Below are 15,444 nucleotides of genomic sequence, written 5' to 3' on the forward strand. Positions count from 1 at the left end.
AATAGCAATACTATGAAACGTCAAGTTTTTATTCTACTAATTTTTTTAGCAGGATTTCAGCCATTAGTTCAGGCTCAGAAACCAAACAGGATCGCTTATATAGATATGGAATTTATCTTGGCAAATGTTCCTGAATATAAAGAGGCTTCGGCGCAATTAGAAGAGCGAGTGCAGCAGTGGAAGATGGAGTTGGATAGAGATTTGAAGAAAGTGGAAGCAATGCAAATTGCTCTGGAACAAGAAAGACCTTTATTAACAAAGGAACTTATTGAAGAAAGAGAAGCAACGATCGCTTTCGAAGAATCTAAAATAGCAGAATATCAGCAGAAACGTTTCGGTTCTAATGGAGATTTTTTACTTCAGAAGAAACAATTAATAAAGCCAATTCAGGATCAGGTTTTTAATGCGATTCAGGAAATTGGAGCTCAAAGAAATTACGATTATATTTTTGACAGAACCTCTAATGTGGGAATGGTTTTTTCAGCAGAAAAACATAACATTAGCGATCAAGTTTTAAGGATCATTACAAGAGCATCTAAAAGAGAACAGTTAAGTTCTAGAGACGAGATTGCTGAAATGGAAATTGAAGAGAATCGTACTGTAGAGGAAGATGAAGAAATTGCTGAAAAGCAACAAGCTGTGAAAGCCGTGCAAGATGAAAGAGAAGCTCTTTTAGAAGCTAGAAAGCAAGAAAAAGACTCGATTAGAGAGGTTAAAAAAAGAGAGTTTGAAGAGCGCAGGCAAAAATATTAGCAGATAGACAACGTAAAAAGGACTCGATAGATGCCGCTAGAAAGCAAAAAATTGAGGACATGAAAAAGAAAGATAACGATTAATAAATAACGCAAACCTTTAACACTTAACAATTAATACATTAAAAATGAAACAATTTAGAACCCTTTTTATAGCAGTAGCTTTAATGATTGGAGCAACAGCTTTTACTAATGCACAATCGAAAGTTGCTCATATTGCGTCTCAAGAATTAGTTGAAACTATGCCTTCTTACAAAGAAGCTATGGGACAATTAGAAAAATTACAAAAGACCTACGATGCTGAGATCAGAGATATGATGACTGAAGCTCAAAAAACAATGCAACGTTACGAATCTGAGGCTGCTACAAAGACAGATGAAGAAAATGCAAAAAGAGCTCAAGAATTACAAGGAACTCAAAGAAGAATTCAAGAACACGGACAAAAGGCACAACAAGATCTTCAGAAAAAAGAACTTGATCTTTTAAAGCCAGTTTACGAAAAAGCTAGAGTTGCAATCCAAAAAGTTGCAAGAGCTAAAGGATACGATTACGTATTAGACTCTTCTAATGGAGCTGGAGTGATCATGGCAGATGGTTATAATTTAATGCCTGACGTAAAGAAAGAATTAGGAATGTAATATTTTCTAAATAATATTTCATAAAACTGCGCTTCATTGAGGCGCAGTTTTTATTTTTGTACCAATGAGCAACTCAAGCCCCATTGGTTTTTTTGATTCTGGCGTAGGCGGCACTTCTATTTGGAAGGAAGTGATCCAGCTATTACCTAGAGAACATAGCATTTATCTTTCCGATAGTAAGAATGCTCCTTATGGGGAAAAACCTATCGAGGAAATTATAGCTTTAAGTAAAAAAAATACTGAAAAGCTTCTAGCTATGGGTTGCAAAATTATCGTAGTAGCGTGTAATACGGCTACCACCAATGCTATTCAAATTTTAAGAGACACCTACCCTCTACCAATTATTGGGATAGAACCTGCAATTAAACCGGCAGCATTAAAATCTCAAACAAAATCTATTGGGATTCTAGCCACCAAAGGGACACTTTCCAGTAAACTGTTCTCCAAGACTTCCGAACTATATTCAGAAAATATCAATATTATAGAAGTAGTAGGAAACGGTTTGGTAAGTCTTATCGAGCAAGGAAGACAAAATTCCACCGAGATTAAGGAGCTATTATCCAAACTTCTAAAACCAATGCTCGATGCAAGGATCGATTATCTGGTTTTGGGATGTAGCCACTATCCCTATTTACTTCCTGTCTTAAAAGAAATTTTACCTGCAGATGTAACCATTATAGACTCCGGGGAAGCAGTTGCGAGACAAACCAAGAAAGTGCTTTTGGAAAACGAGTTAATGAATACTTCTGCAAATAACTCAAAGCACATTCTTTACAGCAATGCCGATCCTGATATTCTAGCAAAATTAGTAGCTGCTGAAGAAAATAACCTAGAAGTTACTTATTTAGATTTCTAATTGATCGCAGGACACTTACAATCGTATCTTCCACGATCCTCTCCAAAATTGTAGCCTAAGGTAATTTGATGAAAACCATTATTACTAAGCACTATAGAGTTTATTTGATGCGAATACGTATACGCAAAAAGGAATCTCTTGTATTCTAAGCCAATAAAGGGAGTTACATATTGCAATTGCTGATTTTCGATCTTTGTTCCATCAGTAGTATATTCTGCACCCTCAAAACTCCTTCTATAAGAAACACCTCCAAAAATATCTCCAAGTTCTAAAGTTCTGTACGCCTTTAGGTTTCCATCTATAGATTTTTCTGAAGTTTGATCTCTTAACTGAAATAAAATTGAAGGTTCAAAACTCCAATCGCTGTTTGCTTTGGTATAAACATAGCCCGTAGAGAATAAATACTTTCGCTGATTATTAGGCACAGCATCTGAATAGAATAATTCTCTTCTAATTGGAAGAATATTCTTAGCCGTTGCATGTGCGAAAAAATCTAAATAATAATAAGACATCCCAACATCCATATTTGCGTAGATATCTGATGGATTTCCGCCTCCAATTAGCGGATCGAAATCTGTAAAGCCGGATTGATCTAAACTATGTTGTATAACCCCTAGACTTATCCCAAACGAAAATTGATTGAGATCTAGTTCACTTCTGGAAAGCAATAAATGATATGCCATTGTAGCATACACACCTTGTTTAGAATAGTTTCCATTTTGGTCATTAAAAACGATACCTCCAACCCCAATCTTTTCACCTAATCGGCCATTTACACTTAAAGTTTGTAAACTAGGTGCCTCTTTCACGTCGAACCACTGCTGCCTCGCAGTAAGTCTAATTTTATTGAAATTTGCTGCACCCGCCATAGAAGGATGCAATAAATATAAATTATCAGTTAAATAGTCTGAATAGGTAGGTATTACTTCTTGAGCTTCAGAAGTCGAAGTCGTTAAAAAGCATAGCGCAAGAATGACAAAAAAATATAATTTCATTAAATGACAAATCATTTGAAAAATACCAAGGCCCTTTTTAAATTCAGAATAATTCCAAGATAAGTTTAACCTATCAAGGCAAGTGGAATAACAATTGTAAATATATAGATTACCGCACTTTGTTTTAGTAATTTTGCAACAAAATATTGAAGATGAACACATATACCATAAATATAGAGCCAACCTCTAATCCGGCGATTGTAAAATTTGAAACAAATCAGTTTTTAACAAGACATGAAAGTTTTGAATTCGGAAATATAGAGGAAGCTCAAAAATCCCCTTTAGCACAGCAATTATTTCACTTACCATTTGTAAAAACTGTTTTTATAGCTCAGAATTTTATAGCTATAGAAAAGTACAATATAATAGAATGGGCAGATGTGCAGGAAGAGGTTTCAGAACAATTATTGGAGTACTTAAATAATCATGGAGTTATTATAAAAGCAGATGACAGTACTGCGACCCCTTCCAAAAAAGTGCCTGTTACTGTTTATGCAGAAACTACTCCCAACCCATCTGTAATGAAATTTGTGGCCAACAAGAAATTGGTGATCGCAGCAGCTGAGTTTAAAAATATAGATGCTACTCAAAATGCTCCTTTAGCAAGAGCCTTATTCAACTTTTCTTATGTGAAGGAAATATTTATCGATGAGAATTATATTTCTATTAATAAATACGATATCGCAAACTGGGAGGAGATTGCCATGGAATTACGTGAATTTATCACCAAATACATTCAGGATGGGAAAGACATCGTTTTAAAAGAAACGCTTAAAAAAGAGCAAGAAAATAAAGCTGTTGCTACTGGAGATAAGAAACCGGAAAATTTGGATCCTGTTTCTACTCAAGTTATCGAGATCTTAGAAGAATACATAAAACCCGCTGTTGCAAGTGATGGAGGAAATATCATTTTTGACTCCTACAATGAAGAAACCAAAACTGTGAAAGTTATCTTACAGGGAGCTTGTAGTGGTTGCCCATCTTCTACCGCTACCTTAAAAAATGGGATCGAAGCCATGATGCGAGATATGCTGCAAGGGAAAGTAGAACATGTAGAAGCTGCAAACGGATAGTATTATTTTACAAATGCTAAGGATTAGCCATTTAACATAGCTTTATAAACAAGGCCTTTATAATTCACTAACTTAGATAGGTAATTAATAATAACCAATTTAAAAGAAATATTATGGCAGTAATTAAAGTAATTGAAGTAATGGCAACCTCTAGTAAAGGTTGGGAAGACGCAGCTAAAAATGCTGTAGTACACGCAGCTAAAACGATAAAGAACATCAAATCTGTTTACATAAAAGACCAAAGTGCACGAGTACAAGGTGAAAATTTAACCGAGTATCGTGTAAACGTAAAAATCTCTTTTGAAGTAAGCTAAAATTTTCTTCAGAAAAATTAGTAAAAGCTAATAGCAAGTAATTTAATAGTCTTACAGACTGAAATACTTGTTATTAGCTTTTTCGCTTTAAATGATTCTTTTATTTTTTTATATTATTATTTATGAAATCTGAAAAGCATACAAATTCTCTAATCAACGAAAGCAGCCCCTATCTTTTACAGCATGCTCACAATCCTGTAAATTGGTATCCTTGGGGATCTGATATTCTAGAGAAAGCTGTTGCAGATAATAAGCTGATTATTATTAGCGTAGGTTACGCCGCTTGCCATTGGTGCCACGTAATGGAACATGAAAGTTTTGAAGATGAAGATGTGGCAGAAATCATGAACACCCATTATTATAATATAAAAGTAGATCGGGAGGAGCGACCAGATGTAGATATGGTATATATGAGTGCCGTACAAATAATGACAGGAAGCGGTGGATGGCCAATGAATATAGTTGCCTTACCAGATGGTCGCCCGGTTTGGGGCGGTACTTACTTTAGGAAAGAAGACTGGAAAAATTCGTTGTTACAAATTGCCAAACTCTATAAAGAAAACCCTGAAAAGTTATATGAATACGCCGATAAATTAAATGAAGGACTTAAAAATATTCAATTGATTGCAAGTTCGAAATCTGAAAACGATATCGATCTCAATCTTATCTCTGAAAAATTAGAAAAGAATTTCGATTGGCAATATGGGGGAACTAAACAAACTCCCAAGTTTGTGATCCCTTCTAATTTTGAATTTTTACTGAAGTATTCACAGTTATACAATCATAAAAACATTAAAGATTTTGTAAAACTGAGTCTAACTAAGATTTCCTTTGGTGGCATTTACGATCATATTGAAGGAGGATTCTCAAGATATTCTGTAGACGAAAAATGGCACATTCCGCATTTTGAGAAAATGCTGTATGACAACGCCCAAATGGTGAGTCTATATAGCAAAGCCTATGCTGTAACAAAAATAGGTTGGTATAGAGAAGTGGTAGAACAAACCTTGGAATTTATAGAAAACAACCTTAAAACCAAAGAAGGCTCATTTTACTCTTCGCTAGATGCAGACAGCATCGATAAAAACGGCAAACTTAGAGAAGGAGCTTTTTATACTTGGGAAGTAGACGAATTGAAAGAGCTCTTAAAAGATGAGTTTTCCCTTTTTAAGGAATATTACAATGTGAATTCTTATGGAAAATGGGAGGACAATGAGTACGTTTTAATTCGAACCGAAGATGAAGCTTCATTTTTAAACAAGAATCAATTAGATTCAATGGAATTTAAAGCGATAAAAGCTCATTGGTTAGAGGTACTTTCTTCAGAAGAAAGAAATAAAAGAGAAAAGCCAAGATTAGACGATAAACAACTAACCTCTTGGAACGCCTTGATGCTATCCGGTTATGTAGATGCTTATAAGATTACTCAAAACAAAGATTATTTAGCTACCGCCCTTCAAAATGCTACCTTTATACAAGAACACTTATATAAATCTGAAGGAAATCTTCATCGCTCCTTTAAAAATGGAATAAGTTCCATTAACGGCTATTTAGAAGACTATGCTTTTACAATTGAAGCCTTTATTAAATTGTATGAGATTACCTTAGATTTTGAATGGCTTCATTTTTCAAAGAAATTGATGGATTATAGCATCCAAATTTTCTATGAGCCGGAAACAGGACTATTTTATTTTACATCTAAGCAAGACAAGCCACTTATTACTCGGAATTACGAACTTTCAGACAATGTAATCCCTGCATCAAATTCTGTGATGGCTCAAAATCTATTCAAACTTTCAAAATATTTTGAAGAGGGGACTTTTTTAAATATTTCAGAAGAAATGATAAATGCGGTAACCCCTCAACTTGAGGATTATCCACAAGGCTATTCCAACTGGCTAAGTCTTCACCTTAATTTTAACCACAGTTTTTATGAAGTTGTAATTATGGGGCCAAATGCAAAAAAAAATACTGCAAGAGCTTAACACCCAGTATCTTCCTAATGTTTTAATTGCAGGTTCAGAAGTAGAAAGTGAAAATTCCCCCCTTTTTCAACATAGATTTAAAGAAGGTCAAGATCTCATTTACGTTTGCACCAATGGAGCATGCCAGCTTCCTGTAACAACAATAAAAGCAGCTTTAGAGTTAATAAAATAGATTTAACAATACTTAAACAGCAAAAATTATCAATTCCGCAATAAATATCTTTTTTTTGCGAAAAATTAAAATCAATGAAATACTTAGACAATTGGGAAGAATACGCAAAAGAATATACAGACAAGTTTATAGACTTTCTTCCTAGTCTTCTTTACGCTCTATTTTTATTAATATTTGGACTTTGGCTTATTAAAATTGTAGTAGGCTATATTCGAAGATATTTTGACAAAGCAGATTTTGATGTAACTCTCGAAAATTTTATAGTTAACATCACCAACTACACGCTTAAAATCATCTTATTTATATTGGTGATTACAAAACTAGGTGTGGAAACCACCTCTCTAGTAGCAATTATTGGTGCTGCAGGTTTGGCAATTGGTTTAGCCTTACAAGGTTCACTCTCTAATTTTGCCGGAGGAGTTCTAATTATTGTATTGAAACCCTTTAAAGTGGAGATTTTATTGAAGCTCAAGGTGTTTCCGGAACGGTGAAGGAAACCTCTTTATTTTATACTAAATTAACAACCTTTGGAAATCAGTTGGCGGTAATTCCTAATGGTCAGTTAACAAACGATAATATTATAAATTATACCGTTGAAGGTAAGAGAAAAGATGCAATTACTATAGGAATCTCTTACGATAGTGATATTAAGCTAGCGAAAGATATTCTTGTAAATCTTATGGCAGAGCAAGAGAAAATCTTTAAAGACCCTGCGCCTCAAGTAGTTGTTACAGAATTAGCAGATAGTGCAGTAAATCTATCTCTAAGATTTTGGGCTTTAAATGAAGATTTCTGGGATTGCCACTGGTATACAATTGAAGAAGCAAAAACGAGATTAGAAGCTGCCGGAGTAGGAATTCCTTTCCCACAAAGAGATGTGCATTTTTATAATCATTCAGATAAAAAAGAAGGGATTAGTTAATTTATCCCACCATAAAATCTTTTAAATAATAAGGTTCAAAATAAGCGACATCCTCAAAGTCGCTTTTTTTGTGCTTTGTAGTTGCCAATGTTATCATTTGCGCTGCAGATGGCAATATATTTACTATATATCGAGCGTTCGGGTGTTCACAGATCTTCTGAAGTTTTTCTACGCCACTCCCTATAAAATAAACAATGTGCTCATCTAAATAGTTCTTATAAGATGTTGCATCAAGAATTTTAGCAGAGGTTTCTTCAATTTGATTTCCATCCTTATCGAATATTGCCGTGTAAACTTCCATTCTTCTAGCGTCCATCATAGGTATAGCTAAGCCTTCTTCGCTTCCTTTAACCTGCATGGCTAAAGAAGTTAGTGTAGGCACGGAAATAAGAGGAATGTCTAATGAAAAACATAAACCTTTAGCTGCAGACACGCCGATGCGCAAGCCGGTATAAGATCCCGGACCTTTACTTACCGCAATAGCGTCCAGATCTGAAAGTTCTAAGTTGTTTTCAGCAAGTATTTCTTGAATGAATATATGCAATCTTTCCGCATGCGAATAGTTGGAATCGTAATCTTCTTTTAAGGCGAGCAACTTTCCATTCACACCAATCGCCACAGAGCAATTGGTGGAAGCGGTTTCTATACAAAGTATTGTGAACACTATTCTTTTATTTATTCACTAGGCTTTTCCTCTTTCAATAAGGTTACCTCATCTCCAGATTTTAAAGATTTTGTAACTGTATTATAAGGCCCAGTAATTACTACTTCTCCTGGTTTTAAACCCGAAAGAATTTCGATATTTCTATCGTCTTGAATTCCGGTTTTAACAACGCGCAATTTAGCCTTATCTCCGTCCTTTACAAAAACAGTCTCAAATTTTTGTTCTTTATTTTCATTAGCTTCGTCCTTCTTTCCTTTAGATTTTGTGGTAGTGGTGTCATTTTTAATAACAATGGCGCTAATTGGCACACCTATCACATTGCTTTTTCTTCTAGTAATAATATCTACAGTAGCAGTCATTCCTGGTCTGAAGGGAGAATAATTTTCCTTTTTCCCTTCCAAAAGATCTTGATAAGAAGACTCTAATATTCTAACCTTTACTTTAAAATTCGTTACCTGATCTGCTGTTAAGCCTTGGATCGCAGAGTTCGAAATTTCTGTAACCACCCCTTTAAATTCTCTTTTTAAGTAAGCATCCACTTCTACTTTCGTGCTATCTCCTACGGATACCTTTACAATATCATTTTCATTTACATCTACTTCCACTTCCATTTTAGAAAGATTGGCAACACGCATAATTTCTGTTCCAGCCATTTGCTGAGTTCCAACAACACGTTCCCCCAACTCTACATCCAGCTTAGAAATCGTTCCGCGCATTGGAGCGTAAATAGTTGTTCTTGCTAAGTTATCTGTTGCTTCGGTGACTGTTGCTGCCGCACTTTGCATACTGTAGTAACTTGCATTTTTAGAAGCTTCAGATCGCTCGTAAGCCGCTACTATTTGGTCCCATTCTGCTTTAGAAATTATTCCTTTATCAAATAAGGTTTTATTTCTCTCATAATTAGATTTTGCTTCCTTTAAGCTTGCTTCAGATTGTGCAAAGTTCGCACGTACATTCTGAAGACCTGCTCTTGATCTCTGTAAACTAGACTGATAAATATCAGGATTAATTCGAACTAAAAGATCTCCTTTTTCTACCATCTGGCCTTCCACAATTGGAAGATCTATAATTTCTCCGGAAACTTCAGAAGATAGTTTCACTTCGATCTCCGGCTGAATTTTTCCAGTAGCAGATACCGTTTCAATTATTTCTAAAGGCTCAATTTTAGTAATCTCTACTTCTTTAAAGTTTCCTGAAGCTCCAAACCAACCGGCTTTTTTTCCTACCACAAGGACAACTATTAATAAAACTGCAATGACACCAATGATAATAAGTGTTTTTTTCTTCATGATTTAAAATTTAAGATCGGTTGCCGGGATTCCAAAATATAACTCGATCACCTTTAATTTGAATATATAATCGTACTTAGTTCGCAATAATTCTGTTTGTGCATTTTCCAATCTCACTTTAGACTGACTGAAATCGAAGGCATTGGTTAAACCAACATCAAAACGCTCTGTAGCATACAAATAGGCCTGATCTTGTGCATCTAAAGCCGACTGTGCTGCTTCGTAAGCTTTTAATGCTCCTTGGGCATCTACATAGGCTTGGTATACATTTGCCTCCAAATCCAACTCTGCCTGCTCCAAACGATATTCTGCTCGCTCTACGTTGATTTTGCTGCGTTTTACCTGATTTCTAGTGGCAAAGCCATTCAAAATAGGAATATTCATTTGCAATCCATAAGATACCCCGTCATTCTCATATAATTGGCGTGTGAAATCCCTGCCAAAATTATCGTTATCCGCATATCGAGTATTATAATCGAAGAAAGCAGAAAGCGTGGGATAATAAGCTCCTTTTGCTATTTGCACATCCTTTTCTGCTATCGCTTTTTGCTCTTCAGCAATTTTAATCTCATAACGCTCTTCCTTAGCTTTTTCTATAAGCTCGTAGGGTGAATTCGCTAACATTTCATTCCCAACAATATTATAATCCCCTTCTACAATGTCAAAATTTTCGTAATCTTTAATCAACAATAGTTGAGCAAGACTAATTAAAGAGATTTTAATGTTGTTTTCTGCTACTATAATTCGTTGCTGCTCATTGGCTGCTGTAGCTTCAATTTCTAAAAGGTCACCTTTTGGTAACACCCCTGCATCTACTAAGTCCTGAGTTCTTTTTAATTGGTCGATAGTAATTGTATTTTGAGATCTAAGTACTTCTGCGTTTTGTTTATTGAATAACACTTGCAAATACGAGTTAGCCACAAAAAGTGCAATATCGTCTTTCATTTGTTCCAAGGAATATTGACTGGCCAACTTTGAAAGTTTAGCGCGCTCTAATTGCCTTAAATTCCGAAGCCCATCAAACAAGGCTAAACTGGAAGAAAAACCACCTGAAAATGATGTGAAACGAGTGTTCTCAAATTGGTTGCTTGTTGGATTAATACTTAAACCTCCACTACTCGTTAAAGAACCACGACCATTTAAGGAGGGGATAAAATTCCCAACAGCATCTAAGCGTTCGATCTCCGCCGATTCAATATCCAATGCCGATTGTTTAACAGAGATATTATTTTCTAATGCATAGGCTACGCATTCTTGCAGGCTCCATTTTTTAGTTTGCGCAGTCACCACTGCAGAAATTAAAAATAGGCAAGCTAGTAATATTGTTTTTTTCATAATTAAGATTGTGAAGGATTGGTCTAAGAAATTAGGAAGTTGTTACACAAAAGTTGAAACTAGTTATTATTCATGGCTTGAGCCGGTTTTACTTGATTCCAGATTTTAATCTTATCTCCTTCTGAAACTCCACTTAAAACCTGTACAAAAATCCCATCGCTCACCCCTAATTCAACCTCTTTTTTCGTGAATTCCTGATCGCCGGTCATTACTTCTACAAATGGTTTTTGTGTCTTAGGATCAAATTGAATTAAAGCCTCTTTTAATGCCAAGGCATTATCTACTTTAGCCAATATAATTGAAGCATTTGCACTAAGGCCTGCTCTAATAAAGGTAGTGTCCGCTTTATTTAATGTTCCTTTAATATTGAATTGGATTGCCCCATTCTCACTGATTCCTTTTGGAGCGATATAATCTAAAATCGCATCAAACTTTTTATTCTCAATGGCACCAACGGTTATTTCTAAAGGAAGGTTTTCCTTTATTTTCCCTACTTCACTTTCATCTACCTTTCCTTCAAAGATCATGTTATTCACATCTGCCAGCGTGGCTAAGGTAGTTCCATCATTAAAGTTGTTACTTTCAATTACTTGGTTTCCTTCTTTCACAGGAACATCCAATACCATCCCGTCTATTGTAGATCTTATTAAAGTATTCGCTGAGCTTCCAAGACCACTAGTAGTTCCAGTTTTAATAATCTCATAATTCTGTTGTGCAGATTTATAATTCTGAAGCGACCTCTGGTATGCAACTTGGGCATTATCCCAATCGTTTGCAGAGATTACACCTTTATCAAAAAGTGATTTTTGCCGGTCGTATAATTTCTTTTCGGTATCTAAATTGATCTTAGCCGTTGCAACCGCATCTTTCCCACTTTGTAAGGAAGACACATTAGGGATTACCCTAATTTTCGCAATAAGATCACCAGACTTAATTGCATCTCCAGCTTCGATATAAATCTCATCTATAATTCCTGAAATATTTGGTTTTATAAGTACTTCTTCTTTTGGAACTATGCTTCCAGTAGCAACCGTCTTCTTCACGATAGATTGGCGCGATGGAGTTTCGGTCTCATACACTATTGGATCTTCTTGATTCTTTTGAAACAAATAATACAAAGCCCCCACAAAGGTGATGGCGATAAGTACAAGAATTATTACTGTAAATACTTTTTTCATTTTTCTTATTATTAGTCTAAATTGTCTTTTATTCTGTTCTGAGTGCGTCTACGGGTTGAATTTTAATGGCATTCTGTGCAGGAATTAAACCTGCCAATAAACCTGAAATTATTAAGATACTCAAAGCCACAAATACAACCCCAAGATCTACGCTAGGATTTGCAAACATCATAGTGGATGTATCTACTCCCTCTAATTGCATATTTACCAAGGCGATAACTCCTGTAGCGAGTACAATACCAGCCATTCCGGATATAATTGTTAAAAATATAGATTCCATTAATATCTGGCCTCTAATGTTCCAAGGAGTAGCTCCAAGTGCTCTACGAACACCAATTTCATTGGTTCTCTCTTTCACTACTATGAGCATAATATTAGAAATACCAATAATTCCCGATAGTAACACCAAAATTCCTACGAAATAAGCCACTGCTTTCAAGGCCACGAATAATCCGTTTATTTTGCTGAATTCTTCATATAAGTCAAAATTCCCTATAGCCCGATCGTCTTCGGGATGTAATGAGTGTCTGGATTTTATAACATCGAAAACTTGAGTTTTTAAACTGGTAATAGAAGAACCATCTTCCGCAGTAATCGCCATCCAACCTACATTATCTGCCATATTAAAAGCCTGTGAAAAAGCTGTGAAGGGAACAAAAATTTGTTTCTGATTTTCTTCCGGATTCCCATTATTACCCTTCTTTTTATAAGAGCCAATAACCATAAAGTTCACACCATTGATTTTTATATAAGAACCTATGATATCCTCTCCGGGATCATACATATCTTTAATAACGCCTTCTCCTATAATGGCTACTTTTCGGTTGTCTTCTATATCTGAATAATTTATAAATCTTCCGGACGTAATATCCATAGGCTCTTGCTGAATTACTTCAGGATAATCACCATACACATTAAATGCTCCGGTTTTAAGACCGCGAACCACATTATTCGCTCCTCCAAAACCACCTAATTGATTCCTAGGAGAAACAAAACGAAGATTAGGAACATTTTGTTTGATCGCTTCTACATCCCCAGTCTTAAAATTATAACGTCTTCCTTTAGGCAAACCTTTATAAGGTTTTGAGGGAGTTTGCGCCCACATGAACATAGAGTTGGTAGCCATGCCACCAAAACCTTGCTTTACACCATTTTCCAAACCTTTCCCTGCAGCTAATAAGATTACCAATATAAAGATCCCCCAAAGTACTCCAAAGGCGGTTAGTACAGTTCTAAACCAATTGGAAGTTAAGGCTTCTATTATTTCGCTCCAGTTATCCTTGCTAAACATACTATTCGTCTCTTAAAGCGATTATTGGTTTAATTCTGGCGGCTCGCCAAGCAGGAAAAAAGCCTGCAATGGCTCCTGCTAAAACTAAAATAAACACTGTGATTAATGCCACATTAAAGTTCACCGAAGGGTTTGCTATATATTCTGTTTCTATTAAAGGCCCAACAAATTCGAGCAACGCCAAACTAAAAATAAGCCCTACAAAACCAGCAATAGTGGTTACAAAAATAGATTCGTGAAGAATCATACCGATAATGCTTAATGGTTGTGCGCCAAGGGCTTTACGGATTCCAATTTCTTTGGTTCGCTCCTTCACTATAATTAACATGATGTTACTAACTCCAACGATCCCGGCAATGATGGTACAAATACCAACACCCCAGAAAAAGAATCGTATCATATCCATTAAGTCATAGAATCTTTTTGCATTCTCCAAGGAGTTGTTAATTCGGATAGCTCTTTCGTCATCTGGTGCTACAGTGTGTCTTTCTTTTAAAAAAGTTTCAAGTTCTTCTGAAAATTTTTCAGAAGAAGCTAGAGCAGCTTCGAAATTCTCTTCTTTTTGTAGCGTAAAAGACATGAAATTAATATCGTTCCCCGCATTAAATGCTTTTTGAGATGTTGAAATAGGTATAAAAACTCTAGACTCTTCACGCTCCCCTCCCGGATCTGTATAAACCCCTATAACCTTAAAATTGATATCTTTTATTTGAACATACTCTCCTATAGGATCCTTTCCATTCTTAAAAAGATCGTTTTTTACCTTATTCCCAAGTACTACGACTTTTTCGAAGCTATTGTTATCATTCGGATTAATAAATCTTCCGTGGGTCATCGAAGCATTTTCAAGAAATTGAAAATCGGGATACACCCCTTCTACCCTATACGAGCCAGATTCTTTTTCGTAATTTATTAAACCACCCCAAATTCTATAAACAGATGATTTATATTCTAATTGATCTTCGTTTTTAGCAACTGTGGTATTATAATCATCATTTTTCATGGTGATCCGTCGCCCGGGATTAAGGCCCTTGTATTCTTTAGATGTAGCTCCAGTGAATATAAATAAAATATTGGCAGCGTCATTCTCGAATTCGCTAGATATCCCATTTTGCATTCCTTGTCCAATTCCCAATAAAATAACCAATATAAAGATCCCAGAAGCTACAGAAAGCCCGGTTAGAAACGTTCGCATTTTATTCTTGCTAATGGTTTCAAAGATCTCTTGCCATCTTTCTAAATCAAACATTGCTTAATGCTCTTACTTGATTAACTTTAGAATCGTCTATAATAACCCCATCCTTTAAGTTCACAATTCTTCTGGTCATCTCTGCAATATCGTGCTCATGAGTTACAATAAGAATTGTTCTTCCTTCATCATTTATTCCTTGGATTAGGTCCATCACTTCATACGAAGTTTTGGTATCTAATGCTCCGGTAGGTTCATCGGCCAATAATACTTTTGGATTAGACGCTAAGGCTCTTGCAATTGCTACTCGCTGTTTTTGTCCTCCAGAAAGTTCGTTTGGCAAATGTCCAGCCCAGTCTGCCAATCCAACTTTTTCAAGATAGCTCATGGCAACATCCAAACGCTCTTTGCTCTTTACTCCTTGATAATATAATGGCAGTGCCACATTATCTAAGGCACTTTTATAAGATATTAAGTTGAAAGATTGAAATATAAAACCTAGAAATTTATTGCGGTATCGAGCTGCAATTTTTTCATTTAAATTTTTGATAGGAAGACCATCCAGGGTATAAGAACCAGAATCGGCTTCATCAAGCATTCCTAAAATATTTAGTAGTGTAGATTTCCCGGATCCCGAAGAGCCCATTATTGAAACTAACTCTCCTTCTTGAACATTAAAATTTATCCCTTTAAGAACATGGAGTGAATTACTCCCCATTTTATAGGATTTATGCAAGTCTTTAATTTCAATCATATTTCCAGAATTAGAACCAGCCTACAGAACTTGAGTG

General features: G+C 35.5%; 17 protein-coding genes. 9 read left to right on the forward strand and 8 right to left on the reverse strand.

Features of this window, described 5'->3' with window-relative positions; genetic code table 11:
• Nucleotides 1-12: 12 nt before the first annotated feature.
• The 3 genes from ON07_RS14320 to murI all read left to right on the forward strand — a co-directional run bounded on the left by ON07_RS14320 (nucleotide 13) and on the right by murI (nucleotide 2,246).
• A complete protein-coding gene (locus tag ON07_RS14320) occupies nucleotides 13-753 on the forward strand; it encodes an OmpH family outer membrane protein (protein ID WP_010228042.1) in 741 nt (246 codons plus the stop codon).
• Nucleotides 754-880: 127 nt separating this feature from the next.
• A complete protein-coding gene (locus tag ON07_RS02880; protein WP_010228043.1) occupies nucleotides 881-1,390 on the forward strand; it encodes an OmpH family outer membrane protein in 510 nt (169 codons plus the stop codon).
• Between the two features lie 64 nt (nucleotides 1,391-1,454).
• Nucleotides 1,455-2,246 (forward strand): glutamate racemase, encoded by a 792-nt coding sequence (gene murI / locus ON07_RS02885; RefSeq protein WP_010228044.1) that lies wholly within the window; start codon nucleotides 1,455-1,457, stop codon nucleotides 2,244-2,246.
• Here murI and ON07_RS02890 read toward each other — a convergent pair.
• Nucleotides 2,243-3,241, reverse strand: a complete 999-nt coding sequence (locus ON07_RS02890) for a PorP/SprF family type IX secretion system membrane protein (RefSeq protein ID WP_050915842.1) — start codon at nucleotides 3,239-3,241, stop codon at nucleotides 2,243-2,245. The genes murI and ON07_RS02890 overlap by 4 nt on opposite strands.
• Nucleotides 3,242-3,393: 152 nt before the next feature.
• Between ON07_RS02890 and ON07_RS02895 the strand changes: the two genes are divergently transcribed.
• The 6 genes from ON07_RS02895 to ON07_RS17900 all read left to right on the forward strand — a co-directional run bounded on the left by ON07_RS02895 (nucleotide 3,394) and on the right by ON07_RS17900 (nucleotide 7,707).
• The gene (locus ON07_RS02895; protein ID WP_010228047.1) at nucleotides 3,394-4,314 is read left to right on the forward strand and encodes a NifU family protein; all 921 of its coding nucleotides are present in this window, start codon (nucleotides 3,394-3,396) and stop codon (nucleotides 4,312-4,314) included.
• Nucleotides 4,315-4,427: 113 nt separating this feature from the next.
• Nucleotides 4,428-4,628: a dodecin family protein gene (locus tag ON07_RS02900; protein ID WP_010228050.1), complete on the forward strand. Its 201-nt coding sequence runs from the start codon at nucleotides 4,428-4,430 to the stop codon at nucleotides 4,626-4,628.
• 122 nt (nucleotides 4,629-4,750) lie between these two features.
• Nucleotides 4,751-6,613: a thioredoxin domain-containing protein gene (locus ON07_RS14325; RefSeq protein ID WP_010228052.1), complete on the forward strand. Its 1,863-nt coding sequence runs from the start codon at nucleotides 4,751-4,753 to the stop codon at nucleotides 6,611-6,613.
• Nucleotides 6,585-6,785 (forward strand): hypothetical protein, encoded by a 201-nt coding sequence (locus ON07_RS17630; RefSeq protein WP_010228053.1) that lies wholly within the window; start codon nucleotides 6,585-6,587, stop codon nucleotides 6,783-6,785. The genes ON07_RS14325 and ON07_RS17630 overlap by 29 nt, the downstream gene beginning before the upstream one ends.
• A gap of 74 nt (nucleotides 6,786-6,859) precedes the next feature.
• A complete protein-coding gene (locus ON07_RS17895) occupies nucleotides 6,860-7,276 on the forward strand; it encodes a mechanosensitive ion channel family protein (protein WP_394330126.1) in 417 nt (138 codons plus the stop codon).
• Complete coding sequence (locus ON07_RS17900; RefSeq protein ID WP_394330127.1) at nucleotides 7,273-7,707, forward strand: mechanosensitive ion channel family protein; 435 nt, start codon at nucleotides 7,273-7,275, stop codon at nucleotides 7,705-7,707. Before ON07_RS17895 ends, ON07_RS17900 begins: the two co-directional genes overlap by 4 nt.
• A 1-nt stretch (nucleotide 7,708) precedes the next feature.
• On the opposite strand, the gene tsaB is transcribed toward ON07_RS17900, so the two are convergent.
• Genes tsaB through ON07_RS02945 form a run of 7 tightly spaced genes read right to left on the reverse strand, consistent with a single transcriptional unit; the run spans nucleotide 7,709 to nucleotide 15,407 of the window.
• The gene (tsaB, locus tag ON07_RS02915) at nucleotides 7,709-8,371 is read right to left on the reverse strand and encodes a tRNA (adenosine(37)-N6)-threonylcarbamoyltransferase complex dimerization subunit type 1 TsaB (RefSeq protein WP_010228055.1); all 663 of its coding nucleotides are present in this window, start codon (nucleotides 8,369-8,371) and stop codon (nucleotides 7,709-7,711) included.
• An 11-nt stretch (nucleotides 8,372-8,382) separates the two neighbouring features.
• On the reverse strand, nucleotides 8,383-9,660 hold the full coding sequence (locus ON07_RS02920) for an efflux RND transporter periplasmic adaptor subunit (RefSeq protein WP_010228057.1): 1,278 nt from the start codon (nucleotides 9,658-9,660) through the stop codon (nucleotides 8,383-8,385).
• 3 nt (nucleotides 9,661-9,663) lie between these two features.
• Nucleotides 9,664-10,995: a TolC family protein gene (locus ON07_RS02925; protein ID WP_010228059.1), complete on the reverse strand. Its 1,332-nt coding sequence runs from the start codon at nucleotides 10,993-10,995 to the stop codon at nucleotides 9,664-9,666.
• A gap of 59 nt (nucleotides 10,996-11,054) precedes the next feature.
• Nucleotides 11,055-12,173, reverse strand: a complete 1,119-nt coding sequence (locus ON07_RS02930) for an efflux RND transporter periplasmic adaptor subunit (protein ID WP_010228061.1) — start codon at nucleotides 12,171-12,173, stop codon at nucleotides 11,055-11,057.
• Between the two features lie 28 nt (nucleotides 12,174-12,201).
• Nucleotides 12,202-13,464, reverse strand: a complete 1,263-nt coding sequence (locus ON07_RS02935) for an ABC transporter permease (protein WP_010228063.1) — start codon at nucleotides 13,462-13,464, stop codon at nucleotides 12,202-12,204.
• Nucleotide 13,465: 1 nt separating this feature from the next.
• A complete protein-coding gene (locus tag ON07_RS02940; protein WP_010228064.1) occupies nucleotides 13,466-14,713 on the reverse strand; it encodes an ABC transporter permease in 1,248 nt (415 codons plus the stop codon).
• Entirely contained in the window at nucleotides 14,706-15,407 is a 702-nt protein-coding gene (locus ON07_RS02945; protein WP_010228067.1) for an ABC transporter ATP-binding protein, read from the reverse strand. The genes ON07_RS02940 and ON07_RS02945 overlap by 8 nt, the downstream gene beginning before the upstream one ends.
• Between the last annotated feature and the right edge of the window lie 37 nt (nucleotides 15,408-15,444).

Source organism: Gillisia marina (assembly GCF_000258765.1).
GTDB classification, from domain to species: domain Bacteria; phylum Bacteroidota; class Bacteroidia; order Flavobacteriales; family Flavobacteriaceae; genus Gillisia; species Gillisia marina.

What these genes read in the sequence shown, in the direction of transcription:
- ON07_RS02945 (WP_010228067.1), bottom strand. Translation starts at nt 15,407, where the DNA reads ATGATTGAAATTAAAGACTTGCATAAATCCTATAAAATGGGGAGTAAT.
- ON07_RS02935 (WP_010228063.1), bottom strand. Translation starts at nt 13,464, where the DNA reads ATGTTTAGCAAGGATAACTGGAGCGAAATAATAGAAGCCTTAACTTCC.
- ON07_RS02930 (WP_010228061.1), bottom strand. Translation starts at nt 12,173, where the DNA reads ATGAAAAAAGTATTTACAGTAATAATTCTTGTACTTATCGCCATCACC.
- ON07_RS14325 (WP_010228052.1), top strand. Translation starts at nt 4,751, where the DNA reads ATGAAATCTGAAAAGCATACAAATTCTCTAATCAACGAAAGCAGCCCC.
- murI (WP_010228044.1), top strand. Translation starts at nt 1,455, where the DNA reads ATGAGCAACTCAAGCCCCATTGGTTTTTTTGATTCTGGCGTAGGCGGC.
- ON07_RS02920 (WP_010228057.1), bottom strand. Translation starts at nt 9,660, where the DNA reads ATGAAGAAAAAAACACTTATTATCATTGGTGTCATTGCAGTTTTATTA.
- ON07_RS17630 (WP_010228053.1), top strand. Translation starts at nt 6,585, where the DNA reads ATGCAAAAAAAAATACTGCAAGAGCTTAACACCCAGTATCTTCCTAAT.
- ON07_RS02940 (WP_010228064.1), bottom strand. Translation starts at nt 14,713, where the DNA reads ATGTTTGATTTAGAAAGATGGCAAGAGATCTTTGAAACCATTAGCAAG.
- ON07_RS14320 (WP_010228042.1), top strand. Translation starts at nt 13, where the DNA reads ATGAAACGTCAAGTTTTTATTCTACTAATTTTTTTAGCAGGATTTCAG.
- ON07_RS02925 (WP_010228059.1), bottom strand. Translation starts at nt 10,995, where the DNA reads ATGAAAAAAACAATATTACTAGCTTGCCTATTTTTAATTTCTGCAGTG.
- ON07_RS02895 (WP_010228047.1), top strand. Translation starts at nt 3,394, where the DNA reads ATGAACACATATACCATAAATATAGAGCCAACCTCTAATCCGGCGATT.
- ON07_RS02890 (WP_050915842.1), bottom strand. Translation starts at nt 3,241, where the DNA reads ATGAAATTATATTTTTTTGTCATTCTTGCGCTATGCTTTTTAACGACT.
- ON07_RS02880 (WP_010228043.1), top strand. Translation starts at nt 881, where the DNA reads ATGAAACAATTTAGAACCCTTTTTATAGCAGTAGCTTTAATGATTGGA.
- ON07_RS02900 (WP_010228050.1), top strand. Translation starts at nt 4,428, where the DNA reads ATGGCAGTAATTAAAGTAATTGAAGTAATGGCAACCTCTAGTAAAGGT.
- ON07_RS17895 (WP_394330126.1), top strand. Translation starts at nt 6,860, where the DNA reads ATGAAATACTTAGACAATTGGGAAGAATACGCAAAAGAATATACAGAC.